The following is an 18,386-nucleotide window of genomic DNA, read 5'->3' as shown; positions in this document are numbered from 1 at the left end:
TGTTTCATTATCGGTTGGCAATTTCGAATACAAATAGCGTGCGTTTTTTCGTATATGCTAGTAACAATTTGAAGTAAAAGAAGTTTGTGGTAGTTTAATTTTATGCTATCAAAGGAAATCACTGATACGTTTAGGTAATGAAAGTTAGTTCTATAAAGTGTACATCATGCTTAATCACTTTTTAGTGACTTCAATGAAATATTAAAAAGGACAATAATGAAGAAAATAGCAGTGAATCTAATTTTTATGCTGATTTGTTCTATTCACATTAACGCTTTTGCGTCTGATCACATTGGTGAAGTTGAAGAAGTTGTTTTAGATAGCCAGATTTTAGATGAGAAACGCAAATTAGTTGTGTACCTGCCTGCAACATACAAAAATGACACTGAGAGCTATCCTGTTATGTATATTACAGACGGTGACATTCAAGGAGGGCATACCTCAGGCACTTTGGATTTTTTGGCAAAATTCGATCAAGCACCTAGCATGATTGTTGTTGGTATAGTAAACCCAAGCCATAAACGCGGTAAGGAGCTAACACTAGCGAACAAAGAGAATTCGGACTTAGAATCTCTTTCTGGTGCAGATCTTTTCCTTTCATTTGTCGAAAAAGAAGTCATTCCTTTCATTAAAGCGCATTATCGTACGCTAGAGTATCAAGCATTGTCTGGCACATCGCATGGTGGTCAATTTGCAATTAATGCGCTCGTCAAACGGCCGAATTTATTCAATGGAGTAATAGCGATAAGTCCATCTTTGTATTGGAATAATAACGAATTACTGGGACTTGCTGAAGAGGCGATGAAAGGCCAAGAGCTTGCTGGTCGCTTGTTTATCTCTATCGCTGACGAAGAGCCAACGATGACAACACCGTTTCAAAAATTTGGCGAATTAATAAAAAAATACCCAAACCCTAATCTCAATGTGTCTATTAAAAATTTTGATGACGAAAGTCACGACTCTACTACATTACTGGGCCAGTATTACGGCATTAAACACTTGTTCCCCAATTGGGCGATCCCTAAAACCCCACAAACATTGGCTGATTTACAATCTATTTTCACGGCACGATCTGAGTTAATTAATCAACCAATGGTTATCCCAGAAGATAGGGCTAATGGCTATGGACAGTGGTTACAATACTTAAATAGAAAGGAAGACGCGTTAGCACTATTTAAATGGAATCGGGATACCTACTCTCAATCTTTTAACGCTCATAAAGCATTAATTAAGTCTTATTTGCATTTTAAACTAGCAAATAAAGCGAAAGCGGCTTTAAGTGAAGCACTAAAAACGCTTAATAAGCTTGATCCTAAACAAAAGCAAGAGCTTGAAAACTTGCTTGCTTAATGGTGAAAAATTATCAGCTAAAACAAATAAAGAGAGCTATCTAGCTACAACAATTAGACTACTTATTTTGTTAAATTCCAAATACGACAGTCGTCTTAACTTGAGCTTTTCAATAGTTGTCGTTAGAAGTTAAATAATATAAAGCCTCTAAAAACTTTCCTTAGCTGACCAAAGTCCGGCACCTAATATCAAGCTAAGCGAGCCAGACAAAAACCATAAAGCTTGCTTATCAGTTAAATCAAATTTGAATTCGAAATTGAATACGAACATTGATAACAATGCCGCCAAAGCAAGCGATACAAACAAAAGTATTAACTTTAGCTGTAGTCTGTTACTTACTTTTTTAAGGACTTGATCTGTAAACTCTTCGCCGTCAATTTCTTCGTGATATTGTAGAGCAGCTATTAAAAAGTCGTCTTCTTTACTCATTGTTTATCTGCCTTACTTAACGCAATAATGTCTATTAACTTTTGTTTACCGCGGTTTATATGAGATTTTACTGTGCCCAATGGAATAGACGTTACTTCACATATTTCCTGGTGACTCATTCCTGCACTAATCGATAGTGTTAAACACGTTTTTTCACTTAAAATTAAATTATTCATTAGCTGTTCTATTAAAATGTCCTTTTCTACTGAGCTGTCAGTATCTTTAAAGTCGCTTAGCTCAAAGGCTTGTACTTCATTTTGAAAGTGAGCCTTTTGTTTGTGCTTTAAAAAGCAGTTGTAAGCTATTTTATGAGCCCATGTACTGAAACTAGATTGACCAGAAAACGTGTTTAACTTTTTATAAATACGTAAAAATGTTTCTTGAGCAACATCTTCTGCTAAATCGTGATGGCCGCCACTTAACCTGCGAACAAACTGACGAATTGGGTTCTGATATTTTTTTACTAAAGTTGCAAAAGCATGGTGATCGTCTTCAGTCAAAACGCGAGCGATCAGCGTTTTATCGTCAATCATTAGTCGTCATATTGGTTTAGCTTCCATGTTAAAAGAAAGGCAATACCAATGAATATTGGAAAAACAGCAATAGCGAATGCAAGCTTGATTTGCGCCAGTAGATTTCCAGATAACAAACAAGCGATTCCAATACTGATTAGAACGATTCCTCTACGAAAGTCTAGTGCCTTTGTTGGCTTTATCGCGCCGATTTTACTTAATAGTTCAGGTGTAACAGGCTCACCTTTATCAATCATATGACGTAACGTCAGTTGGACTTCTTTCTTGTTTTTACTACCTAAAAAAATGGTTAAACCAATTAATATGGTGAATGAGATCATTATTGAAATAGGGATCCATATTTCTGACACTTTGTTTCTCTCTCTGTAAAAGTAAAAAGGACGTTTTTTAAGATTAAAGCATTAATATTGTATTAATCCTTGTATTGGCGACTAAACTTAATCCCCTGATAAGTAAGTGATATTACTCTTTCTTTAACTTCAAACATAATTATTTCACCGTTTGTTGGTTTAAGAGTAACTCGAATTACGTCAAGTTTGTTAAAGCCGGAAACAGTACTATTCATTTGGCCCCAGTTAACTTTGAGTTCATTATCTTGCGAAATAGATAACACCATAGTACCTAAATCGGGATGTCGATATTGCCCCTGGTAAGCGCCGATTTGAAGCGACAAATTCATTTTCCGTTCAGCTATTTTTTGCTGTTGCTTTGTCAGCATGTTTTCAATATTAACTAGCTTAGAATTAAGAGATTCAAAGCGCTTGGCTACTTGGTTTTCTATATCATTTTCGTTGAGTAACTTGCCATAAATAAAGTCTGCAATAACAGCGGTTAGTTTTGAGCTTAAAAAATCTTCATTGTTGATAACCACCAATCCTAGTTTACTTTTAGGCATAAAGGACAAGTGAGCATGGGTTCCAGAGAATCCACCAAAATGATGCAACATATTCTCGCCTTTATAAATTCCTGTATACCAACCCCATGCATACCCATCACGTTGAAAATCCATATAGTTGGCATTAGTAGTAACTTGTTGTTGGTGAGATTTGGTAATTACATTTGCTGGAAACACCTGTACACCATCTACTTTACCTTGGTTTAACTGTGCAATTAGAAACTTAGCGAGGTCACTGGCACTTGAATACATACCACCAGCTGAGTGCATTGTGGCATCCTGTTTTTCTAGAGGCAGTGCATTTGGAAGAGACGAGACCATTAAAGAGTAAGGTTTAGCAACCTTTAGCTTTTGCTCATCATAGAAGGTTCGGGTTGCAGAGGTGCTTGTCATGGATAAAGGTTCAAACAATTGTGTTCTTAATCGAGTTTGCCAATTATCGTCAAAGTATTGATCAGCAAAAATACTATAAAGATTGTAACCAACATTGGTGTATTTAAAAGTGCCTAAATCGTGAGGCTCTTTTATTGAGTAATTATTAGCTAAGGAGATAAGGCTTTTTTCATCATGTAGACCGCTATACGCACTTGCCAATACCAAAGGGTAATTATCAATTGCGCTAGTGTGAGATAATAATTGTTTAATCCCAACCATTTGTTCATTTAAGCCTTTGACATCTAGCTCTGGTAACATAGTTGAAAGCTGTAAGTTCGACGGAAGTCGGTTGTTTTCCATATCAAGAAGTACATTGAGGGCCATAAAAGGTTTGGTAACTGAAGCAATATAATAAGGCGTGTTTTTGGTTACTTTTATTTGATTGGCAATATCAGCAAACCCTATATGAGCTTGAAAAACTATTTGGTCTCCTTTAACTGCGATAATTGAAGTACCAGAGGGAATGCCGGCAATTTTTTTTGTTTTCTCTATATTTTGAGTTAAAAAACTAAAGTCATAGTTTGAGGCTAATGCTGTCAAAGGTATTAAAGCAAAGCAGACTATCACGGATTTTATTGCTGTTTTAAAAAGGGTCATATTGCCTGTTCTTATTCGTTATTTTATTGTTAGATACCTCGCTATTCAAAAACAGATGCAAAAAGAACATTTAATTAGTGTATTTAAGAAAATCGACACAATCTCAGAATGGGCTAGCTGAATAGAAGTGCAGGGGCTCATTCGACTTAGGGTGAGAAAACGACAAGTATGTGGCATGCAGCATGAGTCGCTCAGCCTTAAAATAAGAATCTTCTAAATCATAAAGATCACAGCCAATAATAGGGTGCCCAATGGCCATACTATGCAATCGTAATTGGTGCGTCCGACCGGTTATAGGCTCAAATTTCACATGCGACGTGTTGTTATTTGAATTATAACTCAGTACTTCGTAACGGCTGGTGGCCGGCTTTCCAGTCTCGTAACAGATCTTTTGTAACGGAAACCCATCAGCATCTTTAATCAACGGAAAGTTAATCTCACCTTGAGTTTTGGCCAATTGCCCATCCAGTATTGCCTGGTATTCTTTTTTCACACTCCTCGCTGCAAACTGATCACAAAGCTGCTTGTTAGTATCTTTGTTTAACGCCAGTAACATCAATCCAGAAGTGCCAAAATCCAGTCGGTGAATCAAGGTTGCAGTTGGGAATTGCTGCACTATACGATGGTGAACGGAGTCTTTGTTCAGTGGATGTTTACCCGATAAGCTCAACAATTTAGAAGGTTTGTTAATTACAATAAAATCAGGATCTTCATATTCAACCTGAATATCTTCTAAGCAAGCAGGAACGATGAATGGGTCGGATTGCGGTTGCATTTGCAGAGCCTTAAAATGAGTAAGTTGAATTGGTCGGTAGAATAACATTTTATCTAAGATGACGAACCGGACTATTAACCAACACTTGCATTGAAGTGCTATAAAACCTAAAAAGCCCAATCAACTAGATCGGGCTTTTATCTTCCAAGGGAAATGTTTTACTTTATCCGCAGCATTTTTTGTATTTTTTGCCGCTACCACAAAGACAAGGATCGTTACGAGATGGTGTTTTCTCAACAGTCACAGTAGTGGCTTTATTTAGCAATGTAGAGAGCTGCTCTATAGATTCTTGAGCGTTTTCAGTAGTGTTTACTTCAATATTCGCAAATAACTCGTGTTCGCTAAGTTGTTGTTCAATTTCATTTTTTCTTTCTTCCGAAGTAACAACAAGTTCCAAAGGATACTTTTTACTTCCTGCTTTTTGTGACACTTTAGGTTGGTAGCTTTTTATATGGTTTTGTCGTGCGTCTTGGCGACCTTTGAAAAAAAACTTGTCTGACATGTTTGGGGTCCAAATAGAGTTCTGTTGGAAAAGCATAGTAGGGTACTGATTGAGTTTAGTACCTTAGCTGCACAGTGCCTTTGTTGATTAACAAAATTATATCACAGTGATAGGGCGTAGTGAGCGAAGAAGAGCGATATTAAAGGATTGTTTGCTCAATAATGTGTTTAGCAGGAATTTTTAATTAAAGAACATTAGCAAAAGCTTTTAACCTAAAGCAGTTATAAAAGTACCTGCTAAAAAGTACTTAACAAAAACAATGCTTCAGAAAATACGATATATAAGTTAGATGATTTATTAGGTGAAACATAAAGTGGTTCATTAGAAGAAACATAAATTCACTCATCTTCGGCTTTATCAAATAAGCACAAAGATGTTATAAATTATTAAGCGCCTTAACTAGAGCACTATTGTTAAGTCACTAGTTTACGGCAAGCCACCGTTCAAAAAGGAGAAAATGTAAAATGGGAAAGGTATTTGAGTCATTGTCACCAACAGATTATGCAAATGTGTTACCTCGGACGCAGTTTATCAACTTTTCAATACATTCTCTTTTGCAAACCCCCAATAGAATTGCAGGGCCTGCTTTTACGGTTCAGTTAATTGCGGGCGACCACTTGATGATGCATGCGGCAATTTATGAAGCTCCAAAAGGCTCGATTATTGTTGTGGATGGTGTTGATACTGACTTTGCTGTTGCGGGTGGGAATGTATGTGCCGTAGCACAAAAACGAGGTATCACGGGTTTTGTGGTTGATGGTGTGGTGCGTGATGTTGAGGAAATTAAAGAGAACGCTTTTCCGGTATTTGCTAAGGGCGTATTCCCTGTGCCAGGCAGTAAAAAAGCCAAGTTGCCTTTAAACCAACCTATTGTGTGTGGCGGTGTCACGGTAAACCCCGGCGATATTATAGTTGCCGACTCAGAAGGCATTGCAGTTATACCGCAATACACAGCAGTAGAGGTCTATGAAAAAGCGAAAAAAAAGGCTGATGCAGAACAAAAGATGTCGTTAGATGAATGGCAAGCAAACCACGAACGTCGCATAAAAGAAGCGCTTTTACACGCAACGCCAAAAGTCTAGGTGTTAGGCAATGTAGCAGGCAATGCCTATAGAAGGCTCTTATATTGCTGCCAATCTAAGTGATATTGCCATTGAGCTTTGTGAATGCGAGTGTTTTTGTGGAGTTCCCAGTCTGCTTGGTTGGCAAATGGACCTTTTCTACAAAGCGAACAATAGCCTTCTTGGTCATACTGAAATGACGTTAGTCTCGATTTAATGTTGTGCTCGTTATTGTCGGAATAGACGTAAATATCACTCGCCTCATGTTTAACGCACTTGTCTCTATCTACATTACGAATTAAGTAGTTTTTAAATAGAGACACGTTAAAGGCTTCACTACCTAAAAACTCAACGCTATTTTTGGAATCACCCGAGCCTGTAGCTAAAGAATTTAGAAATAAAGGGGTTAAGCTGGTCTCAATGTGCCAGTGGCTATAAGGCTTCACTGACTTAGTGGTGATATAACATAGACGTTCACCGCTGCTCGATAACAAAACATCAAAGCTGTGTTTTACAAAGTGATACAACAAGTTCCGGTTAAGTAGGTTCGCGGTTTTATCACGTTCTTTTTGATATTGCGCATAAGTTTTTTGTGTAGGCACAAGAGGGTGATTAAAAATAACAATGTCGGCCTGTTCTTGAGGTAACTGTTTAACACTTTCTAAATTAGTTATATCAATATCATGGAATACGGCGACACCGGCATTCAACAAATCATCCAATGCGTTATTTTTGTATTTACTTCTAAGTACCGATTCACTGTCGTAAGTTGATGCAATGAGATTATTAGACGATACATGAGCCAATAATGCTCGAGAGAAACTTAAGTCACCGTCGCCAACGGTTATTACTCGGCAGTTTTTAGGTAAATACATTTGATGGTTTCTTAATAGAACGTTTTTAGATTATATCAAATACGTAAAACATGAGAAACAAAGCAAAGGCAGGTATTACTATGCCTGCCTTTTAACTTTCATTTTTCGAAATTCTACTTTTAGTGTTCAAATTTTTAGACTCTTACTTGCAGAGAGCTGCGCCACGTAACTAATAGTATCGCAACTCCTGGACCTTGCCCCAGAATACTCGATAGGAATAAACGGTATAGGCCAGAATAGTAGGAACAACAATCACTGCGCCGTAAAGTAAAAAGTTAAGTGACTCTTTGGCGGCCACGGATTCCCATATGGTGATCTGATGAGGAACAATGTATGGGAAAAAGCTGTAACCTAAGCCAACAAAACTTAAAACAAAAATAAGCGCCGCTAATATAAACGGGTAACCGGCACCAAAATCTGGTTTTACTTGAAGTTGGGATAGCGCTTTATAGCAAAAACCAAATAACACGGCGCACACAATTGGAATAGGCAATAAAAACACACCTACTGTCCAGGTAAACCACTTTTCATAAATTTCTGGGTTTAATACTAAGTTGGTTAATGAAACAAGTAGAATGCCGGTAAAAGCGATGCCCAGTGCCTTTTTTGCGATGCTAATCGACCACTCTTGTAAAGACGACTCCGTTTTCATAACAAGCCAGGTAGCGCCAATAAAACAATAGGCGGCGCAAACACCAAGCCCGCTTAAAATTGCAAATACAATGCTAAAGGTGTCCGTTGAAAATCCCGTTACGTATGAGCCAAGCATATAACCTTGAGAAAACGAAGCTAGCCAAGAGCCGAGCTTAAAAGCGAAATTCCAACTTGGTTTATGACTAATATTCGCCTTCGCCCTAAAATCAAACGCCACACCACGTAAAATTAGCCCCAACAACAATAATGTTGCGGGAATATATAACTCTTTGAGGATATAACTATGTGCCTCGGGAAACGCTATTAGCAACAAGCCAACGGCTAACACGAGCCAAGTTTCATTCGCATCCCAAAATGGCCCGATACTGGCAATCATAGTATCCGCGCTTTTATCATCGTGCAGCGGTAATAACATGCCAACACCTAAGTCATAACCATCTAAAATTGCGTATAGTAAAACGGCCAAGCCCATTAGTGAAACAAAAATGATAGCCAACGTATTTTGTTCAAACATGAGCTTCTCCTGCTGGGTTGGTTTGAATTTCCAGTGAGCTTACTTCTGGCTTCATTTCTTCAATTTCAACGGCGCGATTCGCCATTACAAAAATTGTGTATAAATAAGCGCAAAGTAGGAACCCGTATAAAAGCAGGTACAAGGTTAAGCTAAATGCAACATTCGTTGGCGCGATGTCCGTAACCGCTTGTTCAACCGTGAGCACGTTTGATACTAAGTAAGGTTGTCGGCCAATTTCAGTAACGTACCAGCCGGCTAATGTCGCTACCCAACCAGAAAAGCTCATTGCTATAAGCACTTTTAACTGCATCGCAGACAAGTTTTTATTTCGCATTGCACGTATACCGCACCACCAGGCAATCAAGATCATTAACATGCCTAAACCAACCATGACTCTGAAAGCATAAAATACCGGTTTAACAGGTGGATGCTCACCAACAAATTCATTTAAACCTTTGATTTCGCCATCGGCGTCGTGAGTTAGGATCAAACTGGCTAAGTTTGGAATAGCAATTTCAAAGTGATTTGTGCGGGTTTCTTCATCAGGAATCGCAAATAACAATAGTGGCACACCACTTTCTGTTTCCCATACACCTTCCATCGCAGCGACTTTTTGAGGTTGGTGTTCCAACGTATTTAAGCCATGAAGATCACCAACAAAGGCTTGCAGAGGAGTTAACACCATAGCGGCTATCAGTGCTATTTTTAACGTCAGCTTTGGTGCTCGTTTATTGTCACCTCGGTAAATGCGATACGCACTTATGCCAGCAACCAAAAAGCTTGCTGTTATTCCAGATGCAATAAGCATGTGGCTGAATCGATAAGGGAAAGAAGGATTAAAAATGATAGCAAACCAATCAAGCGGGTAGGCTACGCCATCTCTCATTTCAAAACCTGTGGGTGTTTGCATCCACGAATTTAGAGAAAGGATCCAAAATGCAGATAATGTCGTGCCAAGAGCAACAACCGCCGTTGCTAATGTGTGTACTTTGGGTGGAACTCTTTTAATGCCAAACAACATTATCCCCAAAAATGTCGCTTCCAAAAAGAACGCCGTTAGTACTTCGTAACCTAACAGTGGCCCTGCAATATTACCGACTTTTTCCATAAAGCCCGGCCAGTTTGTACCAAATTGAAATGACATGGTGATGCCACTAACCACACCTAATGCAAAAGTAAGCGCAAATACTTTTACCCAAAAGCGATAGGCACGCATCCAAATAGGGTCTTGAGTGATATCAAAACGGATTTTAAAGAAAAGCAAAAACCAACACAGGGCGATGGTAATGGTTGGAAACAATATATGAAAACTAATATTGGCTGCGAATTGAATTCGCGACAGGATAAATGTATCTAACATAAATAACTCCGTGAGCACCCAAAGGCACTACTATAATGCTTTGAACGTCAGGTTTATTTTGAGTTGCTTAACAACTTGTCTTTCATATCCAGAACCTTGCCAACACTAGAACCAAGCTTCATCAGTGTTTTAAGTTTATCTGGATTCATCGATTGCAATTCACTTGTCCAACTCGTAATAGACTCAAGAATATTATGAATTTCCATCATTTTGTCTTGGGCATATTCCTCTTGAACGTTTGCTGGCTCTTCAATAATCACTGAACGAAGCAGTGACAGGGTAGGGTCCATTTCTCGTTTTCGGCGCTCTTCAAATACTTGTGTTGCCAGCTCCCAAATGGTGCCAGCAGGTTCATAATAATCTTTACGATCACCAGGAACGTGTTTAGTTTTTATTAAACGCCAGCTTTGTAATTCTTTGATGCCCATGCTGACATTACCGCGAGAAATATTTAACGTGTCCGATAATTCGTTCGCTGTTAATGGCTTATCACTAACAATTAACAACCCAACCATTTGACCTATAGTGCGGTTAAATCCCCATCGACTGCCCATTTCACCGCAGTGCATAACAAAGGTTTCTATTTTTGGCGTCATTTTATTTACACTTCCTATTTAAGTTTCAGAAATTACTGAAAGTTTAAAATCAGAAGATGGGATGGTCAAGCTTTGTTTGAATTTAAATTATAAGGGTGGGTTTTTAGATATGTGGATACTTTGAGTAGGTGTAGCCCTTTCTTCTATTTTAAGACTAGACTTTAAACATCCAATAAATGCGAGATCCCTTTTGGTTGAACTTTTATGAAGCAGAATGTTAACGCTGCGTTAGTCGTTTTATTGCTGTGTTTTAGTATCGTGTGTGCGAATGCAAAGCCTTTAAATACAAAACCAAAAATAGAAAGCGTATATAAAAGCTCAGATAACCATATTAAAAATGTGAGTGGCTTGGACTTTGAGCGTATCGCCGTTACAGGTGTTGTAAAAGGCAAAAACGTAATGGACTCTAGTGTTTCTATTAGTAGCGTCGATCTTTCAAGTATTGAAGTTGCTACGCCACGAACAACCGCTGAGATCTTTAGACTTATTCCTGGCGTTCGTTCTGAAGCAACGGGCGGTGAAGGTAATGCCAACATTGCGGTTCGTGGATTGCCAGTAGCATCTGGTGGAGCTAAGTTCCTTCAGTTACAAGAAGATGGCTTACCAGTATTACAATTTGGTGATATTGCTTTTGGTAACGCTGATATATTTCTACGAGCAGATTCAACAGTTTCTTCAGTAGAGTCGATACGTGGTGGTTCGGCTTCAACGCTCGCGAGTAATTCACCTGGCGGTATTATCAACCTTATCAGTAAAACAGGTGAAGATGATGGTGGCAGCGTTGCAACAACCTTTGGCGTTGACTATGACTCATTTAAAACAGATTTTGAGTACGGAACAGAAATAAATGACACGTTACGGTTCCACGTTGGTGGTTTTGTAAGACAAGGCGATGGCCCAAGAGATGCTGGTTATACCGCAAACAAAGGCGGCCAAATCAAAGCAAATATAACAAAGGACTTTGATTCGGGTTATGTACGTTTATATTTCAAACATTTAGATGACAACTCAATTGGTTACTTACCTATGCCTGTACGAGTCAATGGTAGCTCATTACCGGGATTCGACTCTCTTTCAGATACGCCACACTCGGCATACTTCACCAAAACCTTATCTAGAGGCAAAAATGGAGAATTACGTTTTGGTGATATAAGAGATGGTATGAGTCCTTTGGTGGACTCTTTTGGTGTAGAAGCATCATTTGATTTAGGTAATGACTGGCAAGTAGAAAATCGATTCAGAAAATCTTCAGTAAGCGGTACTTTTAATGCTCCTTTCCCTGCAGAAGTAGGTGAAGCTTCCGCTGTCGCTGAGAGTATTGCAGGTTCTGGCGCGACATTAGAGTATGCGAATGGTCTACAAGCAGGTAATAGTTATAATTCAGATTATGTAATGAGGATCCATACATTTGATGTTGAAATGGACGATTTTGATAACATTGTTAATGACATTAAGCTAACAAAAACCTTAGACAATACGAATGTGACTTTTGGTTATTACGCGGCCACACAAAACATTGGTATGAGCTGGTTATGGAATTCTTATTTATTAGAGCAAAAAGGTGACAATGCTGCTTTGGTAAATGTAGTAGCAGAAGACGGTACTTCTTATTCAGATAATGGTTTATACGCTTATGGAACGCCATTCTGGAGCAACTGTTGTCAAAGAAATTACGATGCTGATTATACCGTCACTGCGCCTTATGTTGCCGTGACAACCGACTATGAAGACTTTACTTTTGACGCAAGTGTTAGATATGACAGCGGTGAAGCTCGCGGTACATATGCAGGTGCTACAACTGGTACTTATGATATGAACGGCGATGGCGTTATTTCAATGCCAGAAGTTGATGTTGTAAATATTGATAATGCCAATGCATCGCCAATTAACTACGACTGGGACTATACATCCTACTCTGTTGGCGTGAACTATAAAGTAGACAAAGATACGGCTGTTTTTGCTCGCATAAGCCATGGTGGCCGAGCAAACGCCGACCGACTTCTGTTTGGTAAGGTTAGAGCTGATGGTTCAGTTGCGTCTGCTGATGCCATTGATGAAGTCGATCAAATTGAAGCGGGTGTTAAATATCGTCAAAACGAATTGGCTATTTTTGCCACTGCTTTTTATGCAGAGACAGAAGAGCAAAACTTTGAAGCAACTAGCCAACGATTTTTTGACCGAAAATATGAAGCGATGGGTGTTGAAGTTGAGGCATCTTACTTTGTCGGTAATTTTGACTTAAGAGGCCACATCACGCTAACAGATGCAGAAATCGCTAAAGATGCATTAAATGAATCGGTTGTTGGTAATACACCACGACGCCAAGCGGATGTTGTTTATTCATTTACGGGCAGGTATAGCTTTGAGTCAGCAGCTGTTGGAGCAAACTTAATTGGTTCAAGCGGCGCTTACGCTCAAGACAGTAATGAACTGGAGTTTGACGCTTATACTCAGTTTAACTTGTTTGCAGACTATAACTTAAGTGACAACTTAACGGTGTCGTTGAATATCAATAATGCATTTGATTCTAAAGGAATTACAGAGTCAGAAGAGGGGGCGTTACCAGCAAACAACATAATTAGGGCTCGCACCCTCGCTGGCCGGACAACCTCAATAACACTGCGTTTTTACTTTTAGCGAGTTATAGAGGCTGTATTTATTGATTAATGCTTAACAAAAATCAGCTTGCTGGTATCAAAGCCTTTGTCTTGAGCACTTGTAATAAACTGGTTTCGTAATTCATCGCTAATATCTGGTGTCCGTGACAATAACCAAAGGAAGTCCGTATCGGGGCCAGATACAAAGGCATATTGATAGTTTTCTTGGTCCATTTCAAAAATGACATAAGAGCCGTAAAACGGGCCAAAAAATGAAACTTTTAAGTAGCCTGTGCTTTCATCTTCAACAAAGTAAGCTTTGCCTAACGCTTCTGACCATTCATTTTCCTCATCGGAAAAACCTCTATTGATGACCTTAACACCGCCACCTTCTTTTAGTTGGTATTCAGCGGTAACTTGGCTTAAACCGCGCTCAAAGGAATGATCAAGCCTTGCTACTTCATACCATTTGCCTAAATACTTAGGTAATTCAAACTGGTTAATAGGTTTTACCTTTTCAGGCATACCTAAACAGCCGGCTATAACAGATACTGCTAAAACGGTGATAATTAACTTGATGAAGCGAAAGGATGACGTGCGCATATTATTCTCTATGGTTCTAAAGGGTTTATGTTTTTAGGTGCAGACATTAAATTACAGGAATCAGATGTTACTCGCTTTGCCATTGGTGTGTGCTGACTAAGTCATCTATTCGTTGCACATACATCTTGTAACCTTCTGCACTGAAGTTATCGCTAAGTTCATTCATAAAGCCATGTTTATATTGGCTCACTTCTAGTTTTACGTTAGGTATAAACGCCAGTTTAGTCACCAACTCAGGAATTGAAAAGTGCGTTTCTTCATTTGGGTATATCATGTGGCTTTCTACGGCGGGTTTAACAGCTAAGAAGTGCCTGACTTGTGATGCGTAAAATAGGATGTTGAACCTAACATTTGCATTGGTGATACTCTCACTAACCGACCATAAGGCCGACGCGCCAGCACTAAATGCAACAATTACCGTTGGGACAGCTAGACCAGCAACTGCTTTGCTTACTTGTTTGGCATAAGTCTCTATTCCAACGTGTTCCATAAAAGTTTGATAAGCCTGTGCTTCATCCCCAAAATTTTGCTCTTCGGTGTTGTACGGGTCAATAATAACCGTATTATCAGATAACTCGTTAGCAAGGCTAGAAACTGCGGGCGTGCGGCCAAAAATATCGGTGATCAATAAAAACTGCATAATTAAATCACCAGCGGCTTACAAATCGATTGGTTATAATAGAAATAAGAATACCCAACATAAAGTACCCCAATACATTCAAACTGGTTTGCACAGGGCCGTTTGTTGCTGCTTGAAAGTTTCCTTGATTGATAAAGTGCAATAAAGAGTGATGCCAGGCGTCGCTATACCCGGAGAAAACCTGGCTTTTGAATTGCGCAAAATATCCGGCAAATACACTAACCATTAATAATGATGAAATTGCCCATCGTTTTAACGAGTGGCCAAAGTCAGAGACTAAACCAATAATAGCGGCAAACAATACTCTTGGTATTTTAGATAAAAACGGCAATTGCTCAATTTCTAATAGCAATAAACTAAGGCGATATTCTCGCGAGCAATACTCAATAAAAGGGGAGAGTTCCGTACCAGATGTGAAGATAGTATGTTTTGCCGTTTGCTTTTGTTTAAGCAGTCTCAAAAAGTGACGAGTACTGGTAACCAGTGCTGGTTTAAACTTAACTCTAAGTACTTTCACATTCCGAAAGCTGGCTAAATCAAAGTCCACCAATGAAAAGTCAACATCGTCAAGACGAGAGTCATCCCAATGAGAATCTCTGCAACTTGAACCCGAAATGTCGGTATTTCTAAATCGTGCGCCCGCTAAGTTTGTATCGTTAAAGTTTGATTCTGTAAGTCGACAACCACGCCACATGCTCTCTGTGCAGTTTGCTTTAGAAAAACTCGCAAACGCATTTTCTTCGGTAAAACATCGATCGAAAATGACACCTGTTAAGTCACAACTCTCAAAAACAGTACTACTTAAATTACATTGTTGAAAAACACAATTACTTAAGTCTTTTCCGGTAAAGTTGATGCCTTTGGCATCGTCATTTGTAAATGTCTGGCTCATTGTTTAACAAACCCCGACATTGTATTGTCGTTTTCAACCGGATAACGCTTAGCACCTGCTGAATCTAAAATGGCTTGAAACACTTCTTGTGGTAATCCATAAGGATCCCAAACCGGAGTGGTGGAACTGTCATCTAACACTAAACCAACGTCTGCGTTTAATGCAGCAAAATCAGTGTATACCTCTGAGTCAGCTCGAATACCGTCTGCGCTAAATAACCAACCACCTGATTTAAGCCATGCAGAGTAATTAGCTCGAATAGGTTTTATTATCTCAAAGTTTTTATATAACAACGATGTCATGAAGTGCTCGGAAACCAAATCAAATTGCTCGTTTGGAAACAATGACGAATCTGTTAAGTCGCCCAATTGGTATTGAACAGAAATGTCGTTTAATTCCTTGTGAAAATCTCTGACAAGTTTGTCTAATGCTTTAGGGCATTTGAATTTTTTATCTTCTACTTCAAAAGAATATCTGAAAAATGGAGTTGCTTCAGCGGCTTTCAAAAAGGCTCTGATTTGTTCTAGCGGAAAGCTACAACGGTCACTAAAAGTCACTTGTATTTTAAAAGAAAGTTGGAGTTCGCGTTGAGCTTGGGCACAAATTAAAAGTTGACCCAAAGCATGAACATAACTCGCTACGCCGGCAATAAGAAGTTGAAATGGCGTATCAGCAGTGTGTGCGATTAAACGTTGCTTGAGTGACTCTTTAAACCACAGTCTTTGTTCTTTAACCAAATACCAACTACCAGCTGGTGGATAGTTTGCACAAAATAGCTTTGCTAATTCTGTTGCGCCTTTAGATGGCGGCATAAAAGAGTGAAATCTATCTGAATTTGACTCAAGTAAGTCGTCAGTAATACCTGAAAACTCGCAATAAACACGGCTGTCATGGTAACCACAAGGCGTCAGTTGGTGGTTAGATACCTGACAAATGTGGGCACTGTCGTTTAATTTGGTTTGGATTTTTTGACTCATAAGGCTTTGACTTCAATCACATTATTTAAAGGTATCAATTCTAATTATGATAAGGGCTTAACAGGAAATAGCCAAGTGTTATAACGTTGCAACCAGCCACTTGGCCTCGATAATAACGCGCTCACCTTCCAGTACTTGTCCTTTAAAGGTACTTCCTACTTCTATTTCACCAACGCCTTTAGGTGTGCCAGTCATAATGATGTCGTTATCATATAACGTCATAAATGAAGATATGTCAGATAAACAGGCATTAGGCGGAAATATCATTTGTTTAACAGAACCATGTTGAATTAACTGGTTGTTAATAAATAGCTTAATGGAAAGGTGATTTATGTCTCCAGAAAAAGAAGTGAAATCACTAAATACCGCTGCACCGTCAAACGCCTTGGCTCGTTCCCATGGCAACCCTTTGGTTTTTAGCTGAGTTTGCAATTCACGTTTGGTTAGGTCTAAACCAAAACCAACTGCACTAATCTGTTTGTTGCTAATCAACAAACAGAGCTCTGCTTCATAGTGGTGGCCATCGGTATTGCTGTCTCCTGCAGATAGGTGATCAGAAATAGCGGAATTAGGTTTTACAAAAATAACTGGAGCGTCAGGTTGCTCGTTATCCAGCTCTTTTATATGTTCAACATAGTTACGGCCAATACAGACTACTTTTGATGGTGTGACGAATTTATTGTCGAGTTTAATTTGTTTCACGATTAATTAAGCTCTAGATCAAAAACAACGTTGATAGACGAAGTGAAAACTAAGTTTTCTTGTAAATACTTACCTGGTCTTGCTTTGGCAACCGCGTTATCGGAAAAGGTTATGCGTTCTATACTTTGATTGGCGCCATAGCGGTCATAGTTAGAGCTAGAGGTTGAATTGATACTGTAAATTCGACCTAACTTCGCATCGAATGCAGAAGCTAATGTATGGCCTTTTGTTTTGGCATCTTTTACTGCTAGTGCACTTGCTTCTTTCTTAAGCTCTAGCTCTTTAGATGACTTTAATTGAATGTTTCTAATTTCATTGACTCCAACGGTCAGTGCAAAGTCCAAAAAGTCGTTTAATAGTGTAATGTCATTTAGGGTCACTTTTAACGTTCGGCTGGCACGAAATCCATCAAGTGTTTGTTGGTTATTTCTGTATAGGTAAACAGGTTGAGTGGAAATGCTAGATGCAGAGACATTGTCTTCAGTAATCATAAATTTACTCAAACCATCGAGCAATTGATTTACGCGATTGTCTATATTCTGCTTGGCCGTGATGCTTTTTTTATCTTTGTGTTCCAATTCCAGACTAATGACAGCGATATCCGGTGATGCTTGAACTTGTGCAGAGCCTACAATAACAATATGACGATTATCAGGCACGGAAGCATTTGCCGAGAATGTGCTTAAGGCTAACACCATAAGGCTTGCTAATTGCTGGTAAAAACGATGATTTTTCATAAGTGTCCTTGTCTTATTGGTTCCAATAAGGTGATTTGTTTTTCTGTTATTGGGTAAACTCATTGAGGGCTGCTAAGGCTTTGTCGGCAACATCAGTTTGTACAAATATGTGATCATGATAAAAAGCAGCAATCACATTCGCACTTAAGCCTTTTTCCGCAAGCTTAGTTGCAACTGCTGCTGTCAAACCAACGGCGTTTAAACTCGAGTGTACGGTCAGTGTAATTTGATTAAAAACACCATCGTATTGCATTCCCTCAGCGTCGGCCGTTTGTTTGCTTATGACAACGGTTAATCCTTCATGCTCTTTAAAGGTCGCAATCGGTTCTAACCTGAGTACATTAAGTAGGGTTGTCTCAATACAACAAAATACATACTCTGTTTCAACGAGCTCTGGCTGCATAGACGTTAATAACGTGTCTAAATTAGTCTCACCATTCAAAATAAAACCCCTACGGCTAATTCAGCCCAACAGTAAAGAAACGCTAAAATAATAAAAAGTATCAGGTGCCAGTGATATTCGACGATATCGAGACCAAAAACATTTGGGAGATTGCAAGCTTAACATCTTAATACTCCTTTACTTTTTGACAGACCAGTTCGCCATTTCCAATTGATAAAGATTGGTTAATATGGCGTTTCGTTGGTCATGCTTATTTTGT

20 protein-coding genes are annotated in these 18,386 nt (G+C 38.9%); 3 read left to right on the top strand and 17 right to left on the bottom strand.

What is annotated here, in order from left to right; all coding sequences use genetic code 11:
* The first annotated feature begins 216 nt into the window (after window positions 1-216).
* Window positions 217-1,350 (top strand): alpha/beta hydrolase, encoded by a 1,134-nt coding sequence (locus ABD009_RS02765; protein WP_343822487.1) that lies wholly within the window; start codon window positions 217-219, stop codon window positions 1,348-1,350.
* 147 nt (window positions 1,351-1,497) lie between these two features.
* Here ABD009_RS02765 and ABD009_RS02760 read toward each other — a convergent pair whose 3' ends face one another.
* The 6 genes from ABD009_RS02760 to ABD009_RS02735 all read right to left on the bottom strand — a co-directional run bounded on the left by ABD009_RS02760 (window position 1,498) and on the right by ABD009_RS02735 (window position 5,516).
* On the bottom strand, window positions 1,498-1,779 hold the full coding sequence (locus ABD009_RS02760; RefSeq protein WP_343822485.1) for a hypothetical protein: 282 nt from the start codon (window positions 1,777-1,779) through the stop codon (window positions 1,498-1,500).
* Window positions 1,776-2,312 carry an RNA polymerase sigma factor gene (locus ABD009_RS02755; RefSeq protein WP_343822483.1) on the bottom strand — a complete coding sequence of 179 codons (537 nt, stop codon included), beginning with the start codon at window positions 2,310-2,312 and terminating at the stop codon, window positions 1,776-1,778. Before ABD009_RS02755 ends, ABD009_RS02760 begins: the two co-directional genes overlap by 4 nt.
* On the bottom strand, window positions 2,312-2,662 hold the full coding sequence (locus tag ABD009_RS02750) for a DUF6249 domain-containing protein (protein ID WP_343822481.1): 351 nt from the start codon (window positions 2,660-2,662) through the stop codon (window positions 2,312-2,314). The genes ABD009_RS02755 and ABD009_RS02750 overlap by 1 nt, the downstream gene beginning before the upstream one ends.
* 62 nt (window positions 2,663-2,724) lie before the next feature.
* Window positions 2,725-4,239 (bottom strand): serine hydrolase domain-containing protein, encoded by a 1,515-nt coding sequence (locus ABD009_RS02745; RefSeq protein ID WP_343822479.1) that lies wholly within the window; start codon window positions 4,237-4,239, stop codon window positions 2,725-2,727.
* 103 nt (window positions 4,240-4,342) lie between these two features.
* Window positions 4,343-5,014 (bottom strand): RluA family pseudouridine synthase, encoded by a 672-nt coding sequence (locus tag ABD009_RS02740; protein WP_343822477.1) that lies wholly within the window; start codon window positions 5,012-5,014, stop codon window positions 4,343-4,345.
* A 163-nt stretch (window positions 5,015-5,177) separates the two neighbouring features.
* Window positions 5,178-5,516, bottom strand: a complete 339-nt coding sequence (locus ABD009_RS02735; protein ID WP_343822475.1) for a PBPRA1643 family SWIM/SEC-C metal-binding motif protein — start codon at window positions 5,514-5,516, stop codon at window positions 5,178-5,180.
* A 464-nt stretch (window positions 5,517-5,980) separates the two neighbouring features.
* Between ABD009_RS02735 and ABD009_RS02730 the strand changes: the two genes are divergently transcribed.
* Window positions 5,981-6,598, top strand: coding sequence for an RraA family protein (locus tag ABD009_RS02730; protein ID WP_343822473.1), 618 nt, complete (start codon window positions 5,981-5,983; stop codon window positions 6,596-6,598).
* Window positions 6,599-6,624: 26 nt separating this feature from the next.
* Here ABD009_RS02730 and ABD009_RS02725 read toward each other — a convergent pair whose 3' ends face one another.
* The 4 genes from ABD009_RS02725 to ABD009_RS02710 all read right to left on the bottom strand — a co-directional run bounded on the left by ABD009_RS02725 (window position 6,625) and on the right by ABD009_RS02710 (window position 10,576).
* Entirely contained in the window at window positions 6,625-7,452 is an 828-nt protein-coding gene (locus ABD009_RS02725; protein ID WP_343822471.1) for a class I SAM-dependent methyltransferase, read from the bottom strand.
* A 169-nt stretch (window positions 7,453-7,621) separates the two neighbouring features.
* Window positions 7,622-8,620 (bottom strand): cytochrome d ubiquinol oxidase subunit II, encoded by a 999-nt coding sequence (cydB, locus tag ABD009_RS02720; protein ID WP_343822469.1) that lies wholly within the window; start codon window positions 8,618-8,620, stop codon window positions 7,622-7,624.
* Window positions 8,613-9,980, bottom strand: a complete 1,368-nt coding sequence (locus tag ABD009_RS02715) for a cytochrome ubiquinol oxidase subunit I (protein ID WP_155695286.1) — start codon at window positions 9,978-9,980, stop codon at window positions 8,613-8,615. Before ABD009_RS02715 ends, cydB begins: the two co-directional genes overlap by 8 nt.
* A gap of 53 nt (window positions 9,981-10,033) precedes the next feature.
* The gene (locus ABD009_RS02710) at window positions 10,034-10,576 is read right to left on the bottom strand and encodes a GbsR/MarR family transcriptional regulator (protein WP_155695285.1); all 543 of its coding nucleotides are present in this window, start codon (window positions 10,574-10,576) and stop codon (window positions 10,034-10,036) included.
* A gap of 204 nt (window positions 10,577-10,780) precedes the next feature.
* Here ABD009_RS02710 and ABD009_RS02705 point away from each other — a divergent pair, with 204 nt between their 5' ends.
* Window positions 10,781-13,213, top strand: coding sequence for a TonB-dependent receptor domain-containing protein (locus tag ABD009_RS02705; RefSeq protein WP_343822468.1), 2,433 nt, complete (start codon window positions 10,781-10,783; stop codon window positions 13,211-13,213).
* Between the two features lie 26 nt (window positions 13,214-13,239).
* Here ABD009_RS02705 and ABD009_RS02700 read toward each other — a convergent pair whose 3' ends face one another.
* From ABD009_RS02700 to ABD009_RS02670, 7 genes are all read right to left on the bottom strand, one after another.
* Complete coding sequence (locus ABD009_RS02700; RefSeq protein ID WP_425543058.1) at window positions 13,240-13,776, bottom strand: lipocalin family protein; 537 nt, start codon at window positions 13,774-13,776, stop codon at window positions 13,240-13,242.
* 67 nt (window positions 13,777-13,843) lie between these two features.
* Window positions 13,844-14,416 carry a hypothetical protein gene (locus tag ABD009_RS02695; RefSeq protein ID WP_343822467.1) on the bottom strand — a complete coding sequence of 191 codons (573 nt, stop codon included), beginning with the start codon at window positions 14,414-14,416 and terminating at the stop codon, window positions 13,844-13,846.
* Between the two features lie 7 nt (window positions 14,417-14,423).
* Window positions 14,424-15,308 carry a pentapeptide repeat-containing protein gene (locus ABD009_RS02690; RefSeq protein WP_343822466.1) on the bottom strand — a complete coding sequence of 295 codons (885 nt, stop codon included), beginning with the start codon at window positions 15,306-15,308 and terminating at the stop codon, window positions 14,424-14,426.
* On the bottom strand, window positions 15,305-16,285 hold the full coding sequence (locus ABD009_RS02685; RefSeq protein WP_343822465.1) for a hypothetical protein: 981 nt from the start codon (window positions 16,283-16,285) through the stop codon (window positions 15,305-15,307). Before ABD009_RS02685 ends, ABD009_RS02690 begins: the two co-directional genes overlap by 4 nt.
* Before the next feature lie 78 nt (window positions 16,286-16,363).
* The gene (locus tag ABD009_RS02680; protein ID WP_343822464.1) at window positions 16,364-16,987 is read right to left on the bottom strand and encodes a fumarylacetoacetate hydrolase family protein; all 624 of its coding nucleotides are present in this window, start codon (window positions 16,985-16,987) and stop codon (window positions 16,364-16,366) included.
* A 2-nt stretch (window positions 16,988-16,989) separates the two neighbouring features.
* The gene (locus ABD009_RS02675; protein ID WP_343822463.1) at window positions 16,990-17,724 is read right to left on the bottom strand and encodes an SIMPL domain-containing protein; all 735 of its coding nucleotides are present in this window, start codon (window positions 17,722-17,724) and stop codon (window positions 16,990-16,992) included.
* Between the two features lie 46 nt (window positions 17,725-17,770).
* On the bottom strand, window positions 17,771-18,166 hold the full coding sequence (locus ABD009_RS02670) for an ACT domain-containing protein (protein ID WP_343822462.1): 396 nt from the start codon (window positions 18,164-18,166) through the stop codon (window positions 17,771-17,773).
* Window positions 18,167-18,386 lie beyond the last annotated feature (220 nt).

It is taken from the genome of Psychrosphaera haliotis, from assembly GCF_039523615.1.
GTDB lineage: Bacteria > Pseudomonadota > Gammaproteobacteria > Enterobacterales > Alteromonadaceae > Psychrosphaera > Psychrosphaera haliotis.
Note: the sequence above shows the minus strand (reverse complement) of the source record. Positions and strands in the feature narration are given on the sequence as shown.